This is a genomic window from Leptospira terpstrae serovar Hualin str. LT 11-33 = ATCC 700639 (assembly GCF_000332495.1).
Classification (GTDB): Bacteria; Spirochaetota; Leptospiria; order Leptospirales; family Leptospiraceae; genus Leptospira_A; species Leptospira_A terpstrae.
This window is the reverse complement of the sequence record NZ_AOGW02000011.1, coordinates 1-24,043: the sequence shown is the minus strand read 5'-3', so window position 1 is coordinate 24,043 and position 24,043 is coordinate 1. Positions and strand designations below refer to the sequence as shown.

At 37.1% G+C, this 24,043-nt stretch carries 25 protein-coding genes; 15 read left to right on the top strand and 10 right to left on the bottom strand.

The features are described 5' to 3' along the window. Window position 1: 1 nt before the first annotated feature. Genes LEP1GSC203_RS13325 through LEP1GSC203_RS13300 form a run of 6 tightly spaced genes read left to right on the top strand, consistent with a single transcriptional unit; the run spans window position 2 to window position 6,175 of the window. Window positions 2-1,783, top strand: a complete 1,782-nt coding sequence (locus LEP1GSC203_RS13325; protein ID WP_084764973.1) for a sensor histidine kinase — start codon at window positions 2-4, stop codon at window positions 1,781-1,783. Beyond that, a complete protein-coding gene (locus LEP1GSC203_RS13320) occupies window positions 1,780-2,637 on the top strand; it encodes an SDR family oxidoreductase (RefSeq protein ID WP_002974589.1) in 858 nt (285 codons plus the stop codon). The genes LEP1GSC203_RS13325 and LEP1GSC203_RS13320 overlap by 4 nt, the downstream gene beginning before the upstream one ends. A 3-nt stretch (window positions 2,638-2,640) precedes the next feature. Next, a complete protein-coding gene (locus tag LEP1GSC203_RS13315) occupies window positions 2,641-3,006 on the top strand; it encodes a cupin domain-containing protein (protein WP_002974751.1) in 366 nt (121 codons plus the stop codon). 7 nt (window positions 3,007-3,013) lie between these two features. Further along, the gene (locus LEP1GSC203_RS13310; protein ID WP_002974657.1) at window positions 3,014-4,246 is read left to right on the top strand and encodes a PP2C family protein-serine/threonine phosphatase; all 1,233 of its coding nucleotides are present in this window, start codon (window positions 3,014-3,016) and stop codon (window positions 4,244-4,246) included. A gap of 13 nt (window positions 4,247-4,259) precedes the next feature. Continuing rightward, on the top strand, window positions 4,260-5,129 hold the full coding sequence (locus LEP1GSC203_RS13305) for an acetyltransferase (protein WP_002974698.1): 870 nt from the start codon (window positions 4,260-4,262) through the stop codon (window positions 5,127-5,129). 5 nt (window positions 5,130-5,134) lie between these two features. Continuing rightward, a complete protein-coding gene (locus LEP1GSC203_RS13300) occupies window positions 5,135-6,175 on the top strand; it encodes an SMP-30/gluconolactonase/LRE family protein (protein WP_002974640.1) in 1,041 nt (346 codons plus the stop codon). A gap of 53 nt (window positions 6,176-6,228) precedes the next feature. On the opposite strand, the gene LEP1GSC203_RS13295 is transcribed toward LEP1GSC203_RS13300, so the two are convergent. After that, window positions 6,229-9,318: a beta strand repeat-containing protein gene (locus LEP1GSC203_RS13295; RefSeq protein WP_002974593.1), complete on the bottom strand. Its 3,090-nt coding sequence runs from the start codon at window positions 9,316-9,318 to the stop codon at window positions 6,229-6,231. An 83-nt stretch (window positions 9,319-9,401) separates the two neighbouring features. On the opposite strand from LEP1GSC203_RS13295, the gene LEP1GSC203_RS13290 reads away from it, so the two are divergent. Both LEP1GSC203_RS13290 and LEP1GSC203_RS13285 read left to right on the top strand, forming a co-directional pair. Further along, window positions 9,402-10,028 (top strand): trimeric intracellular cation channel family protein, encoded by a 627-nt coding sequence (locus LEP1GSC203_RS13290; protein WP_002974620.1) that lies wholly within the window; start codon window positions 9,402-9,404, stop codon window positions 10,026-10,028. A 195-nt stretch (window positions 10,029-10,223) separates the two neighbouring features. Then, complete coding sequence (locus LEP1GSC203_RS13285) at window positions 10,224-11,744, top strand: HDOD domain-containing protein (protein WP_002974691.1); 1,521 nt, start codon at window positions 10,224-10,226, stop codon at window positions 11,742-11,744. 20 nt (window positions 11,745-11,764) lie between these two features. Here the strand turns inward: LEP1GSC203_RS13285 and msrA are convergent, their stop codons facing one another. The 4 genes from msrA to LEP1GSC203_RS13265 are packed head-to-tail and all read right to left on the bottom strand — an operon-like array spanning window position 11,765 to window position 14,161. Beyond that, entirely contained in the window at window positions 11,765-12,454 is a 690-nt protein-coding gene (gene msrA, locus LEP1GSC203_RS13280; protein WP_084764972.1) for a peptide-methionine (S)-S-oxide reductase MsrA, read from the bottom strand. A 50-nt stretch (window positions 12,455-12,504) separates the two neighbouring features. Further along, window positions 12,505-13,032, bottom strand: coding sequence for a hypothetical protein (locus tag LEP1GSC203_RS13275; protein ID WP_002974619.1), 528 nt, complete (start codon window positions 13,030-13,032; stop codon window positions 12,505-12,507). Window positions 13,033-13,085: 53 nt separating this feature from the next. Next, complete coding sequence (locus LEP1GSC203_RS13270; protein WP_002974743.1) at window positions 13,086-13,451, bottom strand: sulfite exporter TauE/SafE family protein; 366 nt, start codon at window positions 13,449-13,451, stop codon at window positions 13,086-13,088. Next, window positions 13,448-14,161, bottom strand: a complete 714-nt coding sequence (locus tag LEP1GSC203_RS13265) for an MBL fold metallo-hydrolase (RefSeq protein WP_002974734.1) — start codon at window positions 14,159-14,161, stop codon at window positions 13,448-13,450. The genes LEP1GSC203_RS13270 and LEP1GSC203_RS13265 overlap by 4 nt, the downstream gene beginning before the upstream one ends. Before the next feature lie 164 nt (window positions 14,162-14,325). Here LEP1GSC203_RS13265 and LEP1GSC203_RS13260 point away from each other — a divergent pair, with 164 nt between their 5' ends. Beyond that, window positions 14,326-14,670 (top strand): rhodanese-like domain-containing protein, encoded by a 345-nt coding sequence (locus tag LEP1GSC203_RS13260; RefSeq protein ID WP_002974608.1) that lies wholly within the window; start codon window positions 14,326-14,328, stop codon window positions 14,668-14,670. A 25-nt stretch (window positions 14,671-14,695) separates the two neighbouring features. Here LEP1GSC203_RS13260 and LEP1GSC203_RS13255 read toward each other — a convergent pair whose 3' ends face one another. Both LEP1GSC203_RS13255 and LEP1GSC203_RS13250 read right to left on the bottom strand, forming a co-directional pair. Further along, window positions 14,696-15,889, bottom strand: coding sequence for a diguanylate cyclase (locus tag LEP1GSC203_RS13255; RefSeq protein WP_002974731.1), 1,194 nt, complete (start codon window positions 15,887-15,889; stop codon window positions 14,696-14,698). 115 nt (window positions 15,890-16,004) lie between these two features. Beyond that, window positions 16,005-17,585 carry a methyl-accepting chemotaxis protein gene (locus tag LEP1GSC203_RS13250; protein WP_002974576.1) on the bottom strand — a complete coding sequence of 527 codons (1,581 nt, stop codon included), beginning with the start codon at window positions 17,583-17,585 and terminating at the stop codon, window positions 16,005-16,007. Between the two features lie 248 nt (window positions 17,586-17,833). Between LEP1GSC203_RS13250 and LEP1GSC203_RS13245 the strand changes: the two genes are divergently transcribed. The 4 genes from LEP1GSC203_RS13245 to LEP1GSC203_RS13230 all read left to right on the top strand — a co-directional run bounded on the left by LEP1GSC203_RS13245 (window position 17,834) and on the right by LEP1GSC203_RS13230 (window position 20,609). Continuing rightward, window positions 17,834-18,598 (top strand): response regulator, encoded by a 765-nt coding sequence (locus tag LEP1GSC203_RS13245; RefSeq protein ID WP_039938022.1) that lies wholly within the window; start codon window positions 17,834-17,836, stop codon window positions 18,596-18,598. Window positions 18,599-18,895: 297 nt separating this feature from the next. Further along, window positions 18,896-19,915 carry an NHL repeat-containing protein gene (locus LEP1GSC203_RS13240; RefSeq protein WP_232225892.1) on the top strand — a complete coding sequence of 340 codons (1,020 nt, stop codon included), beginning with the start codon at window positions 18,896-18,898 and terminating at the stop codon, window positions 19,913-19,915. A gap of 8 nt (window positions 19,916-19,923) precedes the next feature. Next, window positions 19,924-20,133, top strand: coding sequence for a type 1 glutamine amidotransferase family protein (locus LEP1GSC203_RS13235; protein ID WP_002974588.1), 210 nt, complete (start codon window positions 19,924-19,926; stop codon window positions 20,131-20,133). A 143-nt stretch (window positions 20,134-20,276) separates the two neighbouring features. After that, a complete protein-coding gene (locus LEP1GSC203_RS13230) occupies window positions 20,277-20,609 on the top strand; it encodes a DUF1330 domain-containing protein (RefSeq protein ID WP_039938020.1) in 333 nt (110 codons plus the stop codon). 28 nt (window positions 20,610-20,637) lie between these two features. Here LEP1GSC203_RS13230 and LEP1GSC203_RS13225 read toward each other — a convergent pair whose 3' ends face one another. Then, the gene (locus LEP1GSC203_RS13225) at window positions 20,638-21,477 is read right to left on the bottom strand and encodes an SGNH/GDSL hydrolase family protein (RefSeq protein ID WP_002974717.1); all 840 of its coding nucleotides are present in this window, start codon (window positions 21,475-21,477) and stop codon (window positions 20,638-20,640) included. Between the two features lie 64 nt (window positions 21,478-21,541). After that, on the bottom strand, window positions 21,542-22,144 hold the full coding sequence (locus tag LEP1GSC203_RS13220; protein WP_002974654.1) for a TetR/AcrR family transcriptional regulator: 603 nt from the start codon (window positions 22,142-22,144) through the stop codon (window positions 21,542-21,544). 100 nt (window positions 22,145-22,244) lie between these two features. On the opposite strand from LEP1GSC203_RS13220, the gene LEP1GSC203_RS13215 reads away from it, so the two are divergent. After that, window positions 22,245-22,715 carry a nuclear transport factor 2 family protein gene (locus LEP1GSC203_RS13215; protein ID WP_002974646.1) on the top strand — a complete coding sequence of 157 codons (471 nt, stop codon included), beginning with the start codon at window positions 22,245-22,247 and terminating at the stop codon, window positions 22,713-22,715. Window positions 22,716-22,779: 64 nt separating this feature from the next. Here the strand turns inward: LEP1GSC203_RS13215 and LEP1GSC203_RS13210 are convergent, their stop codons facing one another. Continuing rightward, window positions 22,780-23,523, bottom strand: a complete 744-nt coding sequence (locus LEP1GSC203_RS13210) for an AraC family transcriptional regulator (protein ID WP_002974740.1) — start codon at window positions 23,521-23,523, stop codon at window positions 22,780-22,782. 87 nt (window positions 23,524-23,610) lie between these two features. On the opposite strand from LEP1GSC203_RS13210, the gene LEP1GSC203_RS13205 reads away from it, so the two are divergent. Continuing rightward, the coding region (locus tag LEP1GSC203_RS13205) for a helix-turn-helix domain-containing protein (protein ID WP_002974662.1) at window positions 23,611-24,043 on the top strand (433 nt) is incomplete at its 3' end.

Sequence of the window (24,043 nt, the reverse complement as noted above, 5' to 3'; positions counted from 1 at the left end):
TTTGTGGCAATTTCATCCATATAGCTTACTTTTATTTCTAGCCTTCAGCTTCAATCTAGCATTGGGGCTATTCGTCTTAAAATCTTACCGCCTAGACATTGTTAAATACTTATTAGTTTTAGTACTCGGTTCCATGATGTGGACTGGATTCTATGGTTTAGATTTCGTATTTATCAGTCCCGACTTACATAGAACCTTTGTCGCCTTGTTATACATTGGTGTGTCCATTGCCAATTTAGGAATGGTTCTTGTATCACTAGAATTCACTCAAAACAAACATTTGTTAACCAAGAGGTTTTGGGTATTACTCACTGTCCAACCACTAATGACATTGGCAGTTTGTGTTCTCGATCCAATCTTTAAAACATTAACATTAGATACATATCTAGTGAATATCAACGGTCGGATCCAATGGATTCAGGTAACCAATACCGCAGGCTTTTTTGTTTCCTATTTCCTATCTTTTTTCTGGTCTGTTTTTGTTGCATACTTATTAATTAAGGGAATTTTTGTTTCGAAATCCACAGAGAGACGTAGGTATCTTTTAATATTAATATCCTATTTGTTTATTTGGGTAACAGCAATATTACATAAGTTAGGTGTTAGACCTTTGCCAGGGATTAATGTCACTGCGGTTATGAGTACCATGCAAGTGATACTCATTTTCTTTGCTATAGGCTATTACCGTATGTTTGATTTGGTTCCCTTAGTGCGAGGGGAAATCGTAGATGAGTTAGATGAAGCGGTTGTGATTCTCGACTTTAACAATAGAGTAGTGGATTGGAATATCGCAGCAGAACATTTGTTTTGTACTGCCTCTAAGAATTCTACTCTGATTTCATATAAATATTTTTTTGCATCAGCTCCAGGAATCATTTCAAAACTTGATCACTTGTCAGATAAACGAACACTCACAAAATGGATTTGGGAAAAAGATGAAAAGTATTGGGAAGTGACCGCAAAACAGATCAGAGATGCCAATCGAAAAAAAATCGGGATGGTTATTGTTTTTCGCGATAGTACGGAACAAAGAAATTTAGAAAAACAAATGTCCAATGTGAATCGTGAACTCCTAATTGCGAATGGAACCAAAGATCGGTTTTTGTCTATTATTTCCCATGACTTGCGTGGTCCCCTTGCCGGTATCAAAATGTTACTCAAAGTGTTAAATGAGGACATGAAGAAAAAAGAAGATGCACTTGCTGGCATGACTCAATCTCTTGTTGATGCCACAGAATCTGTTTTTTCATTATTGGAAAATCTTTTGGAGTGGTCTAAGTTACAACGTGGTCAGGAAGAATTTCGTCCTCACTTCTATCGTTTAGATAATATTGTCAGGGAATGTTTGGAATTATTTGTTTTGAGTGCTTCGAACAAAGGCATTACTTTGGAAGTTGAAATTCCTTCTCATGCGATGGTGTTTTGCGATGATCGAATGATTATAACTGTCATTCGAAACTTGGTATCTAATGCGTTAAAATTTAGTCATAACAATAGTAAAATTTTTATTAAAGCTTTAGATGTTGGAGAGGAATGGCAAGTTTCCATTATTGATTCTGGTGTGGGTATGTCTAAGGCCACAAAGGATAAACTATTTAAAGTCGGGGAAGTAATCAAATCAACTGGAACCGGGGGCGAAACAGGTAACGGGATTGGACTTTTGCTCTGCCATGAATTTGTTTCTGTGAATGGGGGAACCATTTATGCTGAAAGTGATGGAGTTTCTGGTTCTAGATTTGTTTTTACCATTCCTAAAAAAATGAAAGAGGAGATTATTTCATGAAAAAAACAATCGTTGTTACAGGTGCCACAGACGGAATCGGAAGGGTATGTGCTCATTCCTTTGCCAAAACTCAAGAAGAATTGATTTTAGTTGGTCGTAATGCAGATAAACTTGCCGCATTAGTATATTCTTTACAATTAACAGGTGCTACAGTGCATTCTTATGTTGCAGATTTGTCTTCAGCAAAAGAAACATTTTTACTTTCAGAAACAATCCGTAAGAATCATCCAAAAATCGATGTTTTACTTAACAATGCAGGTGCATATTTTGATAAACATACACTTACTAAAGAAGGGATAGAATCTACATTTGCCTTAAACCACTTAAATTATTTTATTTTAGCGCTCGGGTTACTTCCGTCTTTAAAAAAAGCAGGCGAAGCTAGAATTGTCAATGTTGCTTCTAGGGCACATATGGGTGTTTCTTTGGACTTTAATGATTTGTTAGGTGAAAAAGATTATTCGGGTTGGAAACAATACCAAAGGTCCAAACTTATGAATATTTATTTTACTTATGAACTTGCGGAACGACTAAATCAAACAAAGATCACTGTCAATTGTCTACATCCTGGTTTTGTTAAAACTAAATTTGGTCAAAATAACGATGGTTTGGCGAAAATACTTTTATCTTTTGCACAAAATGTATTTGCGATTTCCGAGGAAAAAGGTGCCGAAACTTCTATTTTTCTTTCCACGGACCCTTCCTTAACTTCTGTTTCCGGTAAATATTTTGTTAAAAAGAAGATCGAAAAAAGTTCGGAACCTTCTTATGATGTAGCTGCTAGAAGGAATCTTTGGTCGTACACCGAAGACCTGTTGAAACATAAGTTTAGTTTTAAATTCCCTGGTTTTTAGTTTATGGGTCATAAACACCAAACTCAGCCAATACAAATTCCGGTTCCTGGTGGGAAAACCATTGATGAACATTTTGGAATACCATCCACTGGCAGTTCTGAAATTTCGGTCGCTCATATGGTGGCCCCTGCTGGTTGGGGGGAACCATTCCAGACACCTAACTTTGATGAGTGGACATTGATGGTTCGCGGTAAAAAACAAATTGAAGTAGATGGAAAAATTGTTATCCTTTCTGCCGGTGAATCACTTTTTGTGGAAAAGGGAACTAAGGTGCGTTATTCCAATCCTTTTACTGAGGATGCAGAATACTGGTCCATTTGTAAACCTGCCTTCTCGCTAGATCTAGTCAACAGGGAACTAGAAACATAAAGATTGTATGGCTAATGAGGAGAAACCTACAGCGGATTTAAGTTTCTTAAAAAAAGAAATGAAACGTGCGCTTTTTCCGGAAGGTTCTCTAATCATCCAACAATATTCATCAGGTGATTCTTTTTATTTTATAGAATCTGGAACTGTTGAAGTATGGAAATACTTAGATGAGAGTAAACAAGAAGTTTTGATCATTGGAGATCTTGTCTCTGGAGATTATTTTGGTGAAATTGCTCTTATCGACTCAGCACCGCGTACTGTAAATATATCGGCCAAAGAAATTTGCGTACTGTACGAACTGACTAGAGAAAACTTCCATCGTTTACTTCAAACAAGTCCTGAAATGACATTGACTTTATTAAAATTGTTAACTGCTCGAATTCGGAACGCAGAACAACGAGAGAACCAAGTTTTGATTCAAAAGAATAAGGAACTTCGTCTTCAAAATGAAACATTGGAAGAAATGGTAAAAGAGAGAACCGCTAAGTTAACCCAAACTTTAAAAATCATCCATGAAGATTTGGAAACAGCTAAAACCATACAGCGAAATATTTTACCTTTAGGACTTAGGCATGTTGCTCATTTAGATTTTGGATCTCGGTTTGAACCAATGGCGGAAGTTGGAGGTGATATATTCGATGTGAATCGTTTAGAAAAAACTAAGGTAAGATTATTTTTGGCAGATGCCATTGGACATGGAGTTCAAGCAGCATTAATTACCATGGCCATAAAAGCCGAATATGATCATATCAAACATAATGCTCCAAACCCGGCTGATGTTTTGTATGCACTCAATCAAATTTTTATTGATAGTTATGGTAAAAAATCAATTCAATTCACTGCTGTCATTGTAGATTTGAATTTAGAGGAAAACAAGTTAACTTATTCTTCTGCTGGTCATAATGAACCTTATGTAGTTTCAAAGTACCAGATCATTCCGCTCCCTGAGTCAGGAGTAATGTTAGGTTTAGAGAAAGACGTCGAATATTCCAACCATTCTGTACCTTTTGGGTTGGGAGATCGTTTGTTTATGATTTCGGATGGGTATTTGGAGCAAGAAAACAGTGAGGGAATTCTCCTGGGAGAGGCCAAATTGCTTTCCAGTTTTGAATCTGCTAAGAGTTTGGATCTAAATCTAACAGATACGATTCATTTGCTCATGGATGATTTTCATTCCTTTCGCGGGGATGCCTCTATGATGGATGATGTTACGATTCTTGGAATCGGCACGAGTTATTAAATAGGAGAATTTTTTGGGTTTAATCATTGCTTATATTTTGTTCCTTTTGAATTTATTATCGATCATACCAACCATGTATCCATTGTACATTTGGAAATTAGTGACAACAGGTTCTGTAAGAAGGTTTGGTGATCGTTTACTCTTAAAGGTGGGAGAATTCTGGATAGAGAATAACTATCGAATTTCTCGTATGTTGTATGGTGTCCAATTTGAAGTTATTGGAGATAAGTATAAAGACCTGAAACATGATGGGCGATATATGATTATTTGTAATCACCAATCTTGGTCAGATATTTATATCATTCAATCTGTACTAAATCGAAAAATCCCGCTCATCCGGTTTTTCATCAAAGATTCGTTAAAGTATGTGCCGATCCTTGGACACGCATGGTTGGCTTTAGATTTTCCTTTTGTGAAACGAAGTAGTCGGGAACAACTGAAAAAAAATCCGGAACTCGCTACCAAAGATTTGGAAAATGTCAAAAAAGTTTGTGAAAAATTTGTTGGAATGCCATTCTCTATTTTAAACTTTCTTGAAGGTCACAGAAGAACACCGGAACGTGTTCAAAAATTATTAAAGAAAAATCCTTACCAACATTTACTCCGTCCTCATAGCGGTGGGATTTCTGTAGTGTCCACAGCCTTAAAGAATTCGCTTGATGCATTTATCGATTTAACTATTGTTTATCCTACAGAAAATCCTAGTTTCTTAGATTTGATGCAAGGGAAAATCCGAAAGTTAAAAGTGTTTGTGGATGTAATTCCTGCTTCCCTTGTTCCTATTGAAGAGAATGAACAATTTGCACCGATGTCAAAGAAAATGAAACGATGGGTAGATGAACGATGGGCTCTAAAAGACGCTTTGATTGATAGGGAGAAATAACCAATATGAAAACTTCAGTAATTAACATCTTTGTGTTTTCAGTCCTTTTTTCGTGTCGAACATTCGCACCTGTAGCTTATGAACCTCCAATCAAACCAGAACCTATTGGAATTTATGCTCCTAACACCGAACTACAAAAATCAATTTTATTGGCCATTGGTAAGGTAAAAGGATTGGAGTCATTGGATGTTGATTCTGATGGAAATATTTATGGAGGAGACAAAGAAGGTCGAATCATCAAGGTCACTCTGAAGGGAGAAATCAAAGTGATCGCCAAAACTTCCGGTCGGCCACTAGGAATTCAATTTGATAAACAAGGAAATCTTATCATTGCGGATGCTTACAAAGGTCTTCTATCTCTCGACAAATCTGGAAAGTTAACTGTCCTCGTTTCCGAATTCCAAGGTAAACCTTTTCAATTCACTGATGATTTGGACATTGCCCAAGATGGAAGGATTTACTTCTCCGATGCCTCTGTGTATGAACAAAAAGAATATCTTTATGACCTTCTAGAAGCTAGACCTTATGGGCGAGTTTTTGTATATGATCCAAAAACTAAAGAAACAGAACTACTTGCGGACGGTTTGTACTTTGCCAATGGGATTGCTTTATCGAAAAATGAAGACTTCTTACTTGTAAACGAAACCTATCGTTATAAGATCACAAAACTTTGGTTAAAAGGTCCTAAAAAAGGAATCAAAGAAACAGTGATAGAAAATTTACCAGGATTTCCTGATAATATCACTCGAAATGAAAACGGAGAGTTTTGGGTGGCATTGTTTACAGTAAGAAATGATCGAATGGATCATATGCATCCTTCGCCAGTTGTCAAAAGAATGATTTCTTTCCTTCCTAAATTCCTTTGGCCTAAGGCTGAACCTTATGGATATGCCCTCAAAATAGATGGAAACGGTAAAGTACTTATGACTTTGCAAGATCCAGGCGGTGAACACTTAAAAGAAGTGACCAGTGTGATAGAAAAGAAAAGGCAATTATACATTGGAAGTTTATACAACGACCGAGTTGGGATTTACGTTCTTCCTTAGGCTAATTACAAAAAAAGAAATGAACCCAATCAAACCTTAGCCGATTTTTTTGGCTAAGGTGTACAAGCTTGGTCGTATTCTACTGCACCAAGACTCACCGCACCATCATTACCCGGTCTTGTTCCATTTCCATTATAGCTATTTGTGATGATTTGGTTTGTGGATTTAGTAATTAAACAGGATGTTGCCGTTGTTGGTGTGTATACTGCGATTGCACCAAAATTATTAACAAAGTTGGGATTTAAGTTGAGGTTATTTCCAAAGTTTGCTGCTATACCGAGCGGAGAAACACAACCTAAAGTTCCTGGGATCCCTCCGGGACAAAGGTCTGTATAATTGAATGCGTTTTGTACAACCAAATTCGTACAATTATATAAAACATTGTATTTGATTGCTGTTTGTAAGCCGGCTCCAGCATTATAAATACAAGCATTGTTTCCCGCATTATTATTGAGTAGAAACACATTGTTTTGGATGTCTGCAGAGGTAGAAAGTGAGCCAATAAAAACTGAACTTTCATTACCAACATTTCCGGTTCCACTGCTTATCGTATTGTGATACACTTTTAAACCTGAGAATACGGATTTAAGTTCTAACCCTCTTGCATGTACATCACTTCTACCATTTTGGATCCAGTTATTTGCAATCAATATATTTTGGGGTGTATTCAACGAAATTCCTGCGGTCACAGTAGCTGTAGAGTTAATTCCTTCCGAATCACCTAAACGAAAATAGTTACCGGAGATACTTGTTGTAGCACTTGGTGTCGCTATATAAATGCCATGTAGTGTTGCAGTTGAAGTGGAAGATTTTGCGAATCCACCCTGAATTGAATTATTTTCAATTGTGGCTGAGCCACCACTTTGAATATAAATTCCCGTCACTGTAGCAACCAAAGAATTGTTGGCTTCTCCTAATTTGATTAGATTCCTTCGAACAACAAGTCCTGTTTTTAAAAATAAGCTAGAGGCATTTGTTGTCGCTTGATTGGCTGAAATTTCATTCCCTAGCGAAGATGATCCAACCTGGATTGTAGTAGTTACTGGTAGGATTTTGAGACCAATGGATTGCACTGCTCTACCTGCTGAAATAATGTTTCCTGAAAGGATACCGGTGGAACCTGTTGCAGTGGAATTAATGTCAAATGCAACGCTTTCAATACTATTCGTCATATTAAGGTCACTGCTCGAAATTTTATTCCCAGTAATGTTGGTTACTGTCATGGCAGCACTACCTGCATACTCTATGCCTTTTGAAGATACACTCGTTACAAGCGGTGCACCAATTCCCCCGGTAATATTATTAAGTAGAACGATAGGAGCAATTGGGAAAGTTGAGGAAATATACAAGCCTACTGCGGCACAACCAATGGCTGTACACATTCCCCCTTCAATTGTGTTTTTGATTAAATACGGATTACTATCGATTGCATGAACACCATACGCCCCATTAATTCCTGTTCCAGCGTTGATCACGTTATTAATGAGTCGCACATTATTTGTGGAGTTTAACAAAACGCCTGCCATATAAGGGGCAGTGTCTGGTCCAGATTCAATTTTAAATCCAGATATAGTGACAGTATTTGTAATTGATGCATCTCCTACAATAGAAGCACAGGGGGAAGTAGCTGTAGCCACCGAACAACCAACAGGCGTTGTATCCATAAGTATCACTGAGGAATGAGAATCTGGATCCCAAGTAACAAAATTAGTTCCAGCGACATAACCACCATAAAGCGATATTCCTGATACAAGTTGGATCGTGCCGCCAACGAAGGTTGGGTCATAGGAGCCAGCTTCTACTAAAACAGCGCAATCAAAAGTTGGACAACCTCCAAAACTATTAATCGCAGATTGGATATGGCGTTTCGGTGTGGCCGCTGTGAGTCCGTTATTTAGATCGTTCCCAGTAGGAGCATCTGCAACGTAACGGAGGCTAGACGGTATGAGATAGAGCAGATTCACAGTAGAGGAAAGTGGGTATCCGCCTACACTGTTACAATTGAGTGTTAAAGTTCTATGACCACTCAACCAAGAATCTGTGGGAGCCGGGGAAACAATCAATGTATCATTTGTAAGAGTAGTGGTTGTCACCGCAAATTGGATCGGAAGGCTATTGGTAGTGTTTAATGTGCCAGAAGATCCCGCGCAACTTCCTGCATTGATTTCATCCGAAAATTGTAATCGCAAACTTTCCAGCGGTTGTAGAATTCCTCCGTTGGAAGGTCCAATGGACAGTACACTAAAACAATTGGCTGTGATGGAAATAGTTCCTGTTACCGTACCACTTGTGGAATTTAGAATACATTGATGATTTGCCGGTGTAGAGACCACTTGCAAACTATAGGAATTGTTCGTAATGATATTGGTTGGAAACCGGTGAAGACCATTCGTAGAAATGGTCAGAAGTTCTGAATTATTATTTCGAATTGACAAAGTCCCAGAAGCAATCCCTACGGCTGTCACTTCAATTGGAAATGCGATGGAAGTACAAGCAATGGTAATATTAGTGATGTTTGCTCCAGCGATCGTACCAACACCGTTAGTAGTGACACAGTTTTGTACAGGATGGTTTGGCTGAGTACTTACTGATACATTGTAAGTAGTTCCATTCAAATAGGTTTGAGTGAATGCAAAAGCTCCCGAAGCCACAGCTACGCTAAGAGTGGATCCATCTACTGAGTTAGTTAAGATAAGTCCAGTGATTCCATCTAAGCCAGTGATGGTTCCACCAATGGTATAACGCAAAGGATCACAGTTGACTATGATTGAGTTTATATTTCCAAAACCAACCACACCCATTCCACCGCTGACAGAACATGTTTGTACAGGAAGTATGGGTTGAGTCTTGATTGTAACATTGAAATTACTACCTGTGGTAAGGGCAGTTGTAAATTCATAACCACCATCGGAGTTGACAACGATAGTTTCTGCTCCGGAATTCAAATCAAGAGCAAGTCCAGAACCGAGAAGGCCTGAGACTGTGACAGAAATTTTATATGGCCCAGTGTTTACCAAACTTCGCAATTGTAGAAAGTCGCTGACTGATTGCAAAACTCCTTTTGGTAAACTCGGGATACATGCCTGGAAAAGAAAGGTAGGGATAAGGATAACATTCCTAAAAAATTTTGCAGGACTCTTCATATTCTCTAATTTATACAACAATTGAAGGGTGGAAAGATTGTCATTTTGTTTACGTCTAAACAGATAAAAGTAGGATTGAAACCGTGGATTTTAGTTTTTCTTATTACATCGGGCTTTCAGGAATCATGGTATTTACTATATCGGGTGCGCTCGCTGCTTTGGAACATAAGGACCACCACCACGATCTGTTTAGTGTATTTTTTACGGGTTTCATCACTGCCATAGGAGGAGGGACCTTAAGGGATATTACACTTGGAAATTATCCTGTTTCCTGGGTGCGAGATGAGAATATCCTTTGGGCCATATTCATTGGTTTTTTACTTGTCATTTTATTTCCAGGAATACTTACCAAACTAAGAGATGAACTTTTTCTTTTTGATACATTGGGAATTGGAATTTATACTGTGATCGGAACAAGGATTGCTTTGGATCATGGAGTGAACTTTTTTGCATCGGCACTTCTTGGAATGATTTCAGCCATTTTTGGTGGCGTGATACGCGATACACTAATGAATGAAGTTCCATTTATCTTTAGGAAAGAAATATACGCTACTGCTTGTTTGGTGGGATCTGTTTTATATATAATACTCAATGCTTTTGATGTAAATGCAAATTGGAACTTAGTGATCTCTGCAACTGTTGTTGTTGGCATCCGAGTGGTTGCAGTTCGTTATAATTTGGGACTTCCTAAAATCAAACTTTTTGATTAATTAGTACACAAACGTAGTAAAATCAGCGATTAAATCCTATTTACATTTCGTACTTACCGCAAGTTTTTTCTCTTTCGTTATTTTATTGTTAAACGCTTGCACTAGTAAAATATTCGCATTGGATGGAGTAGAAGTACAGCTATCAAAAATGGCTTAGGGAATTCCCTTTTGGTGCGATTCATTACTTGAGGTATTATGGCAAGTCCAAAGGCTGTCACATTAGAATACAAACAAGACTTAGGTCTTCACTCCAATATTGATAATATCAATCATCCTATTGCAGAAAATGCACCATTTCATTTTAAGTTTTTTCAGATCACTGATGAAGTAGAAAATACTTTATTCCAAGTTTTGGATCGATTTCTATTGCAGCTTGATCTAATCATTGTTAGAGATTCAGTTTTGGCTGCTGTAAAAGAAACAGTAACAAATGCAATCAAAGCCAATGCAAAACGTGTATTTTTTAAAAACCGAGCAAGTAATATTGAAAACGAAGCCGAATACGAAACCGGTATTGCTGAGTTTAAAAAAACATATTTAGAAAATCGAGAGATTATCGAAGATTCCCTACAAAGAAATAATTTCGGGGTATTTGTCTCCTTCATTCATAATAAAAGTTTGATGCGGATTCGAATCATGAATAATGTTCAACTCACTCCAGCAGAATCAGCAAGGATTAAGGAAAGAATAGATAAAGCAAAAACCTATAATGATTTAGCAGAAGCATTTGTGGATATGTCAAATGATCAAGAAGGTGCAGGTCTTGGATTGATCATGACTCTCATGATGTTGCGTAACGATGGTTTAGGTGATTCTGCATTCAAATTTGAATCGAGTGAAAACAAAACAGTATTTATGATCGATATTCCTTCAAAGGTTTCTAAAGAAAACCAACAGTTGGAAAGAATAGATCATATTATTTCTCAAATCGATAATTTACCAACATTTCCAAAGGCGATTAAAGACATTCAGGATGCCATTGACAAACCAAACTCAAGCATTGGAACCATTGCTGAGATGATCAAAAAAGATATCGCATTATCTGCCAATATTCTTAAACTTTCCAACTCCGCTGCGTTCCGACGAGGCGGACGGGTAGAAAGTTTGGACCGAGCCATCCAACTTATTGGTTTAAAAGAATTACAAACTTTATTGTATAGTCTTGGAACCAAGCAGATGTTAGAAGATAAATTTCCAGCATTTACTGCAATATGGGAAAAATCTAATGAGTCTGCCTTTTATTGTAAGGCCATCGGTCAAAAAATGGGGATGGCGAAAGCTGATCTAAGTAATTTAATTGCCGCTTCTCTATTGCATGACATTGGTGAAATTTTACTTTTATCTTTTGACAAACAACATATGTCAAAAATCAAAACCTATTCCAATTCTAGAGAGATTGCTTCTACAATTAGTATGGAAGAATCCGCGATAGGTATCACACATTCAAAGTTAGGCGCAATGGTAGGCGAAAAATGGAGTTTCCCCATTTTGTACACGAAAGCTATGGAGTTTCACCATAGACCTCTTCTTGTTGACGAAGTATATTCCGATATAGTATTTCCGATTTATCTGAGTGATATGATGATTTCAATTAATGCTAAAGAAGCAAAATCATCAGAGATACCGGCAGAAATTTTAAAACTTTGTAAGTTCCAATCTAAGTCCGAATTTGATTCTTTCCGTACTAAAATTAGAGAACAGTTTTTGTCTTACTAAATTCTCACGTAAGGTAAAAGCTACTTTTCTGTTTTTTTATAAAGCTCATACCGAGATTGGAATTCTTGGTATCTGGGAATAGAAACTCCTCTCACATAGGACTGATTCGGATGGTTTTGGATAAAATTTTGGTGGTACATTTCCACTTGGTAAAATTCTTTTAGTTCTTGGTATTCAGTTACAATTGGATTATTCCAGATTCGCTTCTCTTGGATTTCTTTCTGAATTTTTTTTGCAATAGTATGTTCTGTCTCTGTAGAATAAAAGAGGATGGATCTATAGGAAGATCCTTCATCAGGACCTTGTTTATTTAAAGTAGTGGGATCATGAGAAAGAAAAAAAATCCTACAAAGTTCCGCATAATCTATCTTAGATGGATCATAGTAAACAAGTACAGTTTCTGCATGTCCTGTTGTTTCCGTGTTCACTAATTCATAGTTGGGATTTTTTGTATGTCCACCTGCATAACCAGATACAACTTCTAAAACTCCTGGGACCGATTCAAAGATATGTTCAGAACACCAAAAACATCCTTCCGCAAAAGCTGCCAGTTTTTGACCTTCTTTAGGTTGTAAAGAGATCTGTTGGACAGCGCTATCTTTATCGGAAAAAATACTGCATTGGGAAAAAAAGAATAGGGATACAAAGAAATATGTAAGTGCTTTCAATATCAATGCGAAGAACCGAGTTGGATGTATGGAAGAAACCATACTAATTAGATTGTTTTTTTGGGATGGTTGGGAACCAAAAATAAAAGAACTTACGGAGGAGTGACGTCTTTTTCCTGAGGAAAGTGGCTGTGGTTGTTTGGGGTAGAACCACTTTCTTTACTACTTCGGTATACAAACACTCCTCTTGAACCTGAAAAACTCGCCATCGGTTTGTAAAAATTTTGTTTAATAAAATAACCAGAAACTGTTGCTAGAAGAGATGCTGTATAAATCCAATTTTCCGATTGGTTTCCGTATCCAAAAACAAAAGATCCAAATAAAATTAAACTCTGGCTGAGTAACCAAACAGTGGTTCTGCTCAGAAGAAACTTATACCAACCAATTTCAGTGACTTGGTTCCGAATCCCTTGTAATAAAATTCCGACTACAGGAATTCTTAACAAAAAACCTAAAAGCCCGAAGACCACAATAAAAATCAGAATTAACCAAAAGGACGAAAAAACTAAGTTCCACCAAAATAGAAACTGGAGTGGAGGGATGAGTCCAGAGGGCCAAGAAAATTCAGAGGAAAAAAATCGAATTAGAATCCAAAAAAATGTGAGATAAAAACCGAACACGAGAGAATGGAATCCTAAATCAGAACTTCCTGCAAGGAAAATTTATTTCTTTTCTACTTTGGAAAAAAAATCATCTTCAGCCCAACAATGACTGTGAAAATTCCGAAAAATCGAGATAAGGTGGTGGTATCAATTTTGGAAGCAGCACTAGCACCAAAAATACTTCCCAAGATAAAACCTGCACTGATAAAGGCGGCAGCAAAGATATTGGTTTCTCCTCTAGTATAATAAATATAAGCAGCAACAATACCAATCGGAGGAACCATGGCTGCGAGTGTGGTCCCTTGGGCTAATTTTTGGTTAAAATCAAAAAAATAAACGAGGGCAGGAACAAGTAAAATCCCCCCACCAATGCCAACTAATCCTCCAAGAACCCCGGCCCCTACACCTAACAATAAAAATAAGATTCCGATACTCATGATACTTTCCCACAAGCTCGGTTTGCCGGCACTGCCTCATGAATTTTTTTAGGTTCCGGTAAGTTCAGATTGTCCATTATCTCTTTAAATTCAGAGAGAGATTTTCCGGCAATCCGGGGATTCCATTTTTTTTCCTCTCCTATAGTAGTAGAGAGAAAACCTTTATAATCATGCCCAGGAAGAACGATAGTTTCATCGGGTAATGAAAAAAGTTTTTCTGTAATGGATTTGTACAAATCGTCCGCACTTCCACCTTGGAAATCGGTTCGACCACAACCTCGGACAAAAAGAGCATCACCTGAAAAAAGATATTTTCCATTCAATAGAAGGGAAAGGGAACAAGGTGTATGGCCCGGAGTATGGAGGACGCGGAATTTAAGATTCCCGATAGAAAACAAATCTTCATCTTTCAGAAATTTCGATGCACATTCGGCACCGGAATGTTCCGAAGCAAAGGCCTCCGAATTTGTTTTCTCTCCAAGAACTCCCGCAGAAGTGATATGGTCTGCATGCATATGTGTGTCTATGGTGGCTGACAATTTATATCCAAGTTCTTGAATATGGCTCAGGTCTCTTTCCATACGTTCTAATACAGGATCAATCAAAACAGAGAGTTTCGATGTTTTTTCGAGTAAGAGATAAGTCCAGGTACCCGATTCTAAATCATAGAGTGGCCGGATTTCAATTTTTTCTATTGGATCAGTGATCATATAACGAAACTTGCTCCTTTTGCTAAAATCAAATTCTATGGAAATTTGGATTCCCCAAAAACCATAAGAGGAGGTTTTGATTTGGTAAATACCATACCCCCTATAGTATATACTTTCGTTGACGAAAAATCTGGCAACTAGAAATTGGGGAAAAAGGAGAAAGTATGAAATCTTTCCTGATGTTGGGACTTGTAATTGGACTTCTTTTTATTTTTGTAAAACGAATCCAGTCGAAAGGAGATAAAGATATGGTAAAACAATGGATCCAAAATGGAGCAATCGTTGTAGATGTTCGAACAAAATCTGAGTATTCGGAAGGCCACTATTCTGGGGCAATGAACATTCCAGTGGATGCCCTTCCTACCAATCTAAATCAATTGAAAGACAAACAGAAAAATATTATTGTTTATTGTCGGTCAGGGGCTCGAAGCGAACGTGCGAAACAAATCCTTGAAGCCAATGGTTATTCGTCTGTATTAAATGCTGGTGGCCTCGGGGATATGCCTTAGTTAGATTAACAAAAAAGTTGAATCTTTAGACTACGCTGGTAGACATCTTAGATTTATACCGGTGTAGTGTGTATAGATCAGAGAGTTTACTTTGGTCTTCGCTTGAGAGTTCCAAAAACTCTGCTCCCATATGGTACTTATGAAAGCCAACTTCTTCTTTTCTAACAACTTTGATTTTAGCATTGATTTCTTGGTGTGAATCAGATTCTCGAAGTTTGACATCAAAAGATTCGTTTAAAGTTATATCGTCTTCTGTATCAAAAGCAATTCCTGTAACGGAAATGTTTTTAGAAATGGTTTTGAGAGTTTTATCGGGTAAAATAAAGAGCAACTCTAAATTGGCATCAAAACGCAAACTACTTCGTTTTTCATTGGAATAAGCAACAATTTGATTTTTTCCTGAATACTTTGCCGTATACAATGCTCGGTCAGCAAGATCATACATATCTTCACAGGATTTGACTTTTTCAGGGTAGGATACAATTCCACCACTAAAAGTAACTGACTTTCCACTCAGTTGAATGGTCCGGCAAGCTTCCAGTAGTTTTTCAGATGCAATCATTGCTTGTTCTTCATTGGTCTGTGGAAAAATAACTGCAAATTCTTCTCCACCAATTCGGCAAGCTGTGTCTTCCATACGTAAAAATGATGTGATTTGTTTAGCAACCTTAGTAAGGACTTCGTCACCGGTGGTGTGACCATAAGTATCATTGATTTTTTTGAAATCGTCGATGTCTATGATAAGAAGAGATAAGTTCTGATTGTATCTTGTGGATTGTTTGAATTCACGAACTAGGGCAGTTTCGAAATGTCTGCGATTGTATAATCTTGTGAGTTCATCAACTAAGATTAGTTTTTCGGTATCAGCAAAGAGTTTCATATCGATGACTTTCGGATTTTTGATTTTTTGATTGATGTTTGTAAAATAATCAAACATAGCGACACGAAATCCCACCTCACGATTCATACACTGTGATAGTTGATTTTTATTTTTTATAATTTCATTCCAAATGGACTCAGAATCCTGTTCGCAGATTTCCACTGATGTTAGAACTTTTAAGATTGCGGAAAAAATTTGTCCATCCTCGAGATGATGAATTTGACCTTCTTTAATTTTTTGAAGTAGGAGTTCTTCTTGGTTTGGATCCTCCTCCAAAATTGCCGTAATAGTATCTTCGATTCTTTGTCCGGGACGACCGGTTGCATTGGGTTTTAACATGGCAGGCTAAGGTTAATCAATTTATTTCCCACGATTTCCCAAAATCCTAGGTAAGCCCCCTGTTGTAAAGACAGGTTTTAGTTCTAAAACTCCGTTCAGAGCAGGGGGAAATCCCTTAGGTCGCTGTTAGCTGTTTGGACTGTGTGTGGATGGCATTGATCTCTTCATATAGGAGTTCGACAGAGTCCGCCAGTTTTTGTGTGGTTTCATCAATGACGGTAATGGCATGACTGATTTCTTTACTACCTGACATTTGTTCCTGTGCAATCACTCCAATTTGTTCAGACAATACATGGAGTTCCGAAAAGGTAACTCTGAGTTTTGTATTCAAATTTTCTTGTTCGCTGACATGTCCTTCCAAACTCAAAATTTCGTTTTCGATTCTGAGAAGTTCTTGGTTTTGGCTTTCCACTTGGGTTTTTACTTCTTTGGAGTATCTTGTGCCTTCGTTAATTTTTAGGCCCGCTTCCTTCACTATTTTTGCAATGGTACCTGCATTGGATTGAGAACGTTCTGCTAGTTTTGCAACTTCTTGAGCTACAACGGCAAATCCACGTCCATGTTCGCCAGCTCGAGCCGCTTCAATCGATGCATTTAATGCGAGTAAGTTGGTCTGATCAGCAATTTCTGACATCATTTGGTTGATTTCTTCTACTTTGGAGAAGGCCTGATTTAATTCGGCATAAATACTGTTTAGCTCTTCAGAAGATGTTTTTACTTTTTTACTAAAATCGGCAGAGAGACTTACGTCTTTAGCAATTTGAGTCGTTTTGACTTTTACATTTTCGCTAATATTTTGTAGGGATAAAAAATTTTGATCCACTATCTTTACTCTTGCTACTTGGTCTTCGACCAAATTTGCAGAACTTGTTGCTGAAGAAGATAGTTCTTCTACTGAAGCTGAAATTTCTTCCACAGAGGCAGCTTGGTTTTGAGATTGGTTGTGGAGTTCATCAGACATGGATTGTAAAGTTTCAACAGATGTAGCAAGTGTTTTTGCTGATTTTCCCATTTGATTGGATTTTTCAGTAATAAAGTTTTGGTTTTCTAAAGTTTCTTTTAATTTAGTTTTTAAGTCGGATTGCATTTCTCGAATTAGAGCAACTACATAACGTAAACTAAAAATAACACCGAAGTAAAAAATGATTTTTTGAACTTCGGTTGCCACTATGATATTGTTTGCGCGTAACATTTCAGGAAAAGGTTTTGCGACTAAAGCAGAACCAAGTTTTGCTGATAAATAAATTCCGCCTATGTAGAGACATGTGGAAATGACTCCAACAATCATCACCAACTTTGATTCGAAGAGAAAGCTGGAATATATTGCGATGAAAACAAAAATTATATAAAATATACCTGCTGTAACAGTATTACTTGCATCCCCTTTTGTATAATTATTATAAATATCCAGGTAAAAAAAACTCACTAAAATTAGTAAATCAATGAAGATAATAGTGAATGCCCAAGCTCTTGTGATCTCTTTTTCTTTTCTTAAATAATATCCGGGGATGAGACCATTCAAAAGAAAGATAAGTGAACCGATGAAATTTGGTATAAAACTTTTGGTTGCGAAGTTTGCGGCCACCCCTAAAAGAAATATCGCACTCAATCCGTACTTTGTGTACACAATCAATGAAATTCCTTTGCGAAAGAGAGATCTTTCAAATTGACTGATTTCGTTTGTTTCTGCGGACATTCCCTAGTCTCCTCATCGTTCTGGCTTTCTAACGATTGTTCATTCCAATCGAAATCTAACCGTTATACTGTAACACGATGTACGTTCTGTATGACGATAAAAAATCTATATTTCTTTTCCATCCGTAGAATTCCTAAGTCTCAAAAGACTTTGAATGCAGATTATCAATGTAAATTTAGAACGAGTTTGAGTATCAATAATATAATGAGTTGTCCTCTCTGAGGAATGTATATTTCTATGATTAACGAATGAGCCACCCTACCATGATTGCCAATCAAAGAGCCATTTTATTGGTTGAAGACCAAGCTGTATTAGCAATGATGCAAATCCGGATATTAAATTCGGCGGGTTTTGTAGTTCACCATGTTTCCACTGGTGAAGCTGCCATAATATTTCTTGGTCAAAAACTATTTCCAATCGATATCATCCTTATGGACATTGACTTGGGTTCCGGAATGGACGGAACTGAGGCCGCAAAAGAAATACTTTTATTACACAAAATCCCTCTGGTTTTTTTATCTTCACATACAGAAACAGAAATTATAGAGCGAACAGAATCCATTACTTCTTATGGTTATATTTTGAAGACATCTGGCGAAATAGTATTAATCGCATCCATTAAAATGGCACTTCGTTTGTTTGAAAGTTATCAAAAACATTCGGAAGCCCAAGAACTATTCGAAAAAGCATTTTTTGTAAGTCCCATCGCTATGTCGTTACACGATACTAGTAACCAATTCCGATTTGTAAACGTAAATCCTTCCTTTGAAAAATTAGTGGGATATGAAAAGAGAGAAGTGATAGGGAAAACGAGTTTAGATTTAAAAATGTATGTTAATGATGCAGACAGTACAGAAATTAGAAAAAAATTCTTAACAGATGGAAAGCTAACAGGGTTTAAACATCGCTTTAGGTTAAGGAATGGGGAAGTTAGAGAAGGAAATCTAAGTATGGAAATGGTGGAAATCAATGGAAAGCCACATGCACTCACATTTCAAAACTTTCTCTTTTAGGAAAACTTTAGAAAATACCGCCTAATCAATGTAAATCTAATTTATCGCTTGCTCTAAATTAGGGAAATCGGATATTCTAAATCCGTGACCTCCCGTTTCCTAAGTTTCTTAATTTCCTTTCTTTGGATTTGTATTTCCTGCGGGAAACCAAAAATATCCAACCCATGTGACCCGAATTCCCAATCTTTTTTTAATAATCTTTTGTTAAAAGTCTCTGTTGGCGACATTTCACCTTATTGTAAAATGGATACATCCTTTTCATTGAACGGGACCATTGTAGGACTGTCCACCTCAGGAATGATCCTTCGAACAAATACCGGAACAGAAATTTCGATCGCCGCAGGTTCTACAAGTTTCTCGATTCCGGTTTCGCTTGGACTTGGTGCTCGATATACTCTATCGATTGCCTCCCAACCAAGTTCGATCGTTTGTATTGTGCACTCTGGATGGGAAGGTGTGATTCCTGCCGGTATTACCGGGATACAAATTATCTGTCACACAACAACTGCTAATCGAGTTTATGGACAACTGAATTTTAACTCAAATATTAATGGAATTGGGCCAGACTTACTAAACTCTCCTAGTAACGTAATTGCTGATGGAAAAGGAATCTACCTTTCTGATTTTGGAAATAATCGTATATTATACTATTCTGGTTTAAATACTTCTGCAACAGGAGTGATTGGCCAAACGGATTTAATTTCCAATATCTCCGGAGTTTCTACGACCGAGATCAATCAACCACGAGGTTTGGCTAAAGATCTATATGAATTGTATGTGGCGGATTCTGGCAACTACAGAGCCCTATATTTCGAAGGATTATACTCCGCAGCATCGCGCGTGTACGGCCAACCTGATTTCATTTCTTCAGGACTAACTGCACCTGCTTCAGATTCATTAGGTGGACCATACGCGATAGCAAGAGGTTCTGCTGGTTTTTATATTGTCGATAATGGGAACAATCGTGTTTTGTATTATCCAGGGACTAGCACTACTGCCACTAGGGTATATGGCCAGCCAGATTTTGTTTCAAGTAATCCGAATAATGGATTTATTGGTGCGGGTACTTTAAATTCACCGAAGGCAGTATTTGCCTTTGGTGGAGATCTCTGGATTGCAGATACTTTCAACAACCGAGTTCTTTTGTTTTCTGGAATAAATACAATTGCTTCAAAAGTTTTCGGTCAAAATGGAAGTTTTACCAGTTCTACTAACAATACTACCGCATCTACATTTTTCCAACCGCAAGGGATTTCTATTGATCAAAATGGAATCTATATTGTAGATACTGTTAACAACCGTGTGTTGGTATTTTAAATCGCCGAATGACTACCACATACAATCATATAGGTAGCCTAAGGCAAAAACAGCTACAAGAATTAGGTGCAATCGTTCAAAACAAACCCATTGTACTGGATCAAAATTTGATTACTAGTGGGAGTCTTGCCACTGCTATCGGTGTTGCATTGGTTCTATTAGAAATGCTTACCACCAAAGAAAATTCAAATCACATTAAAGAAATGATGGGCTTTTAACTATTTACTTTTATACAAAAAACATTTCCTATAAAAATTTGAAACGAAAAACTATATAGAGGTTTTTATTTTTGATACGAAAATTTTTGATAAAGATAGAAAATGAAGTTTACGATGGTTTCGAATGAATCAAAATACAAACAATGTTTAACCAGGTTGAAAAAACAGCTTTCGCTTACGAAACCGTTGTAGGGTTGAAAGTAACAAACGACGTACTCTATTCTGATTATAGAAAAGCAATGACTCCAATCCTAACCAAGTATGAAGGTGGGTTTCGGTATGACTTTAAAATTTTAGAAACATTGATTAGTGAAGATCAAAAACCGATCAATCGATTGTTCTTAATTTACTTTAATAATAAAGAATCTAAAGATCGGTTTTTTAAAGACCCAGAATATATAAAAATTAAAGAAACTTTTTTTACTCCTTCCGTTGAATCAAATACGATTATCTCTGAATATGAAAGGTATCAATAAAGAGTTTCATTCTTTCTCTATTTATATTCTATTTTTTCTCAGGTAAAATTTCCTCCAATGCCATACCTTCCAAAATTTTCCCACCACGATCATTAAGATGGATGGCATCCGTTAAATAATAAAATCCATTAGATTCACCAAGTTCATCCCAGCTAGCTGTAGTAGAATAGTATCTAAGAATAGTCCAATACATTGGCCAATTACTTTGGGTATAGGGTTTGCGAACTTTGTTATTGGCTGTATCGAGTCCCTGGGAAAGAGTTTCGTGTAATGGTTTATAAATTACCTTTTCTTTGGTAACCACTTCTCGCGTGAGTTCTGCAAATTTTTTGGATCTTTGGAATGGGATTGAATTAGGATCTTCTCCCAAAACGGGAGGAGAAAAAACAATCAACTTTGCTTTTGTATCTTTTTTAATCGTTTGGATGATCTTCGTAAGATTGGACACAAAACTTCCTTCATTAACGGGTTCTTTTAGTTTCCAAAAGCTCGCATAACGATTGTACTCATCTGTTGACAAAGTTGCTTTTAAGTCATTGGTTCCAATGAGAAGAAATACGAAATCGGGATTGAGTGCTTTAAGATCGTCCAGTTGTTCCAAAATTTGAACTGTGAGGCGACTATTGATTCCTTCGTTAATCACCAGATGATTTACGAGACTTGGATGTTTAGCAATCGAATCTACATAATCATAACTGACTCGACCATGAGTGATACTATCTCCTAAAAAAACAATCTTAGGGTTTTTTGTGGATTTGGACTCTAAAGCGGACTTTAGGTTGTTTGTTGGAACTTTCGTTGCTTGAAAGATGGCGCAAGATTCAAATAGAAAAAAGCAAAGGATCCAAAGTTTAGAAATTGGTTTCATGTCGATAGATCCTAACAAACATAGGAAAAGGAAAAAGCAAAAATTGAGATCCGAATCACGAATTTTATTTTTTTAATGTTCTTAAATACCTTTCTAACCAAGGTCTTAAATCTTGGAATTGGGGTTTTTGATGTTTGAGTAATAACCGAAAGTATAAAGTTCCGTAGAGAATATCCATAGAAACATCGATCTCTGCATCGGTAAGAGGTTGGATTTGTTTAGATTCTATGGCATGTCTGAAAAATTCTTTTGCGGCATCTCGTCTGGGAAGCAAATAGTTTTCTAAAATAGATTCTGAAAGTTCTGTGTCTTGTTGGCCCGCTCCAATTAAGGTAGCTATAACACGCCCAAATTTACCAGTGAAAACAAGAGAAAGGGCTTCCATTTGGTCAAGCAGACCCTTTTCAAAAGGAACCTCTCGCGGAAATTCCAAAAATGGTGAAATCATATGCGTGACTGTGCTCATGGCAAGGTTGGCTTTGTTTGGCCAACGTCTGTAGATAGTAGTCTTTGCAACTCCAGTTTCCAAAACAATATCATCAATGGAAAACCCATGGTAACCCTTTTTTGCCAACATCTCATACGTAGTTTTTAAGACCAAAGGCTCCAAATCTTCGGACCTGGGCCTTCCTGCCGTTTTTTGTGCCACTTTCTTTTTTACAGCCATAGATCGAAATAAAATAAAAAAATCTTGACTGTCAACTCTATTTCGATACGGATGGTATCGAATAACGATACTGGCAGTATCGTTATTCGAGGAGAAAAAAATGAAACCAGTTTTGGTATTAGCCACTTTGTTGTTTGGAAGTATTGGATTGTTCGCAAAAGCAGCATCACCTTCGGGAGAAAAGGTTCTTGAAACTTTTTTCAGCGAATTTGGAAAAGGAAATGCTGCGGGTGTTTTGAATCTGTTCCATCCACAAACAACAATTACTGCGGTCCGCAATGAAAACCGCACTGAAAACCAGTTGTATGGAACCTACACAGGAATTTCTGGCGCAGAGGAATTTTTAACAAACATGGGTACCCAATTGGATACCAAAAAATTCCAAGTTGATCAAATTGTGGGAAAAAAAGATTGGGTGTTTGCTAGCGGAAGTTTTTTGCATATTGTGAAACAGACCGGTAAACCTTTTGAAAGTGAATGGGCCCTAAAGGTACAAATTAAAGATGGTAAAATCCTATCTTATCATTTTTATGAAGATAGTGCCTCGTTTGTTACGGCATCTAAAAAATAAAAGAACCTTTTATTTGAGTAACCGTTTTTAAGTTCTAACCAACTTTGGAAGTGTTGAGAACCTTCTAACGAATAGGAAAGTAGATATCCGTAATGCGTTTATCATCCTGTTTTTCAAGTGGGTTCAAATAACACTCCCAAGGTGGTTGGTTTTTTAATTTGTAGGAAGTGGTGTTAATATAATCATTTAAAATCCAATGATAGATTTTTGGTAGATTATGGTAACTTCCTTGGTACCGTATCTGTAAATACTTTCCGCCAGGAATGTTTTGGATTCCAAAACCTTCTGGGAGTGTTTTCTGTAAGGATCCAATCGTAATTCCTAAATCAAATCGTATTTTTCCTTTGGGCGAAATTTCTGGATCATCTTGGCTAATTCCTATCCATTTGTGATTTGTATTTAGTGAATTCCAGCCTAACATCAATGATTGAATAGAAAGGACTTCTTTACTTCCCGCAAGTGGGCCTGGAAGTTCTTCGTAACTTCCTATGTGACGAACATAGGCAATGCGAAAGGAAGTGATTGTTTTAATTTGAAAACCAAATTTTGAAATACCGTCTGGAATCGTTTGGTGATAATTTTTAGAAGATATTTTTTTCTTTTGAAATTGTTTTCGAAACTCATTGGGTGTAGAACCAATGACACGTTTGAATGCTTTCGAAAATGCTTCATGAGATAAAAAACCTGCTTCGATCGCAATTTCTAAAATAGGGAAGTTTGTGATTTTTAATTCATATGCTGCTTTTTCTAGACGCAACCTGCGCATGTATTCCTTAACATTTTCCCCTTGGGTCTGTACTAGTTTCATCCCTTACAAATTGATCTCACAACATCCTTTACAAACAAGAATTTAATTCTTCGATTCAGAACACGATGTACACACCAGGAGTGTGTCATGGCTTGGAAGGAGACAAACGTGTTTGAAGAAAGAATGAAATTTGTTGTCGCTTGGAAACGTGGTGGGTGGTCTCTCACTGACCTTTGTCATGAATTCAATATCAGTAGAGTGACGGGGTATAAATATTTAAAGCAATACAAACTATATGGGATCGATGGGTTAAAAGACAAAAGCCGAAGACCGAAATACCATCCACACCAAACTCGAAAGAAAATCATTGAACTAATTTTACAAGAGAGAAAAGACCATCCCAGGTGGGGAGCAAGAAAACTCCTAGCATCACTCTCAGCTCGGTTTCATATGATTAGAAAATGGCCACATCCAAGTACTGTAGGTCGTATTCTCAAACAAAACAACCTTATCAAACCTCCCAAAAGAAGGATCCGTAAACAATCCATCGAACAACCATTCTCGCATGCACTCGGACCCA

Coding starts and splice junctions, on each gene's coding strand:
- LEP1GSC203_RS13320 (WP_002974589.1), top strand. CDS start 1,780: ATGAAAAAAACAATCGTTGTTACAGGTGCCACAGACGGAATCGGAAGG.
- LEP1GSC203_RS13315 (WP_002974751.1), top strand. CDS start 2,641: ATGGGTCATAAACACCAAACTCAGCCAATACAAATTCCGGTTCCTGGT.
- LEP1GSC203_RS13310 (WP_002974657.1), top strand. CDS start 3,014: ATGGCTAATGAGGAGAAACCTACAGCGGATTTAAGTTTCTTAAAAAAA.
- LEP1GSC203_RS13300 (WP_002974640.1), top strand. CDS start 5,135: ATGAAAACTTCAGTAATTAACATCTTTGTGTTTTCAGTCCTTTTTTCG.
- LEP1GSC203_RS13295 (WP_002974593.1), bottom strand. CDS start 9,318: ATGAAGAGTCCTGCAAAATTTTTTAGGAATGTTATCCTTATCCCTACC.
- LEP1GSC203_RS13285 (WP_002974691.1), top strand. CDS start 10,224: ATGGCAAGTCCAAAGGCTGTCACATTAGAATACAAACAAGACTTAGGT.
- msrA (WP_084764972.1), bottom strand. CDS start 12,454: ATGGTTTCTTCCATACATCCAACTCGGTTCTTCGCATTGATATTGAAA.
- LEP1GSC203_RS13270 (WP_002974743.1), bottom strand. CDS start 13,451: ATGAGTATCGGAATCTTATTTTTATTGTTAGGTGTAGGGGCCGGGGTT.
- LEP1GSC203_RS13265 (WP_002974734.1), bottom strand. CDS start 14,161: ATGATCACTGATCCAATAGAAAAAATTGAAATCCGGCCACTCTATGAT.
- LEP1GSC203_RS13260 (WP_002974608.1), top strand. CDS start 14,326: ATGAAATCTTTCCTGATGTTGGGACTTGTAATTGGACTTCTTTTTATT.
- LEP1GSC203_RS13255 (WP_002974731.1), bottom strand. CDS start 15,889: ATGTTAAAACCCAATGCAACCGGTCGTCCCGGACAAAGAATCGAAGAT.
- LEP1GSC203_RS13250 (WP_002974576.1), bottom strand. CDS start 17,585: ATGTCCGCAGAAACAAACGAAATCAGTCAATTTGAAAGATCTCTCTTT.
- LEP1GSC203_RS13245 (WP_039938022.1), top strand. CDS start 17,834: ATGAGCCACCCTACCATGATTGCCAATCAAAGAGCCATTTTATTGGTT.
- LEP1GSC203_RS13240 (WP_232225892.1), top strand. CDS start 18,896: ATGATCCTTCGAACAAATACCGGAACAGAAATTTCGATCGCCGCAGGT.
- LEP1GSC203_RS13235 (WP_002974588.1), top strand. CDS start 19,924: ATGACTACCACATACAATCATATAGGTAGCCTAAGGCAAAAACAGCTA.
- LEP1GSC203_RS13230 (WP_039938020.1), top strand. CDS start 20,277: ATGTTTAACCAGGTTGAAAAAACAGCTTTCGCTTACGAAACCGTTGTA.
- LEP1GSC203_RS13225 (WP_002974717.1), bottom strand. CDS start 21,477: ATGAAACCAATTTCTAAACTTTGGATCCTTTGCTTTTTTCTATTTGAA.
- LEP1GSC203_RS13220 (WP_002974654.1), bottom strand. CDS start 22,144: ATGGCTGTAAAAAAGAAAGTGGCACAAAAAACGGCAGGAAGGCCCAGG.
- LEP1GSC203_RS13215 (WP_002974646.1), top strand. CDS start 22,245: ATGAAACCAGTTTTGGTATTAGCCACTTTGTTGTTTGGAAGTATTGGA.
- LEP1GSC203_RS13210 (WP_002974740.1), bottom strand. CDS start 23,523: ATGAAACTAGTACAGACCCAAGGGGAAAATGTTAAGGAATACATGCGC.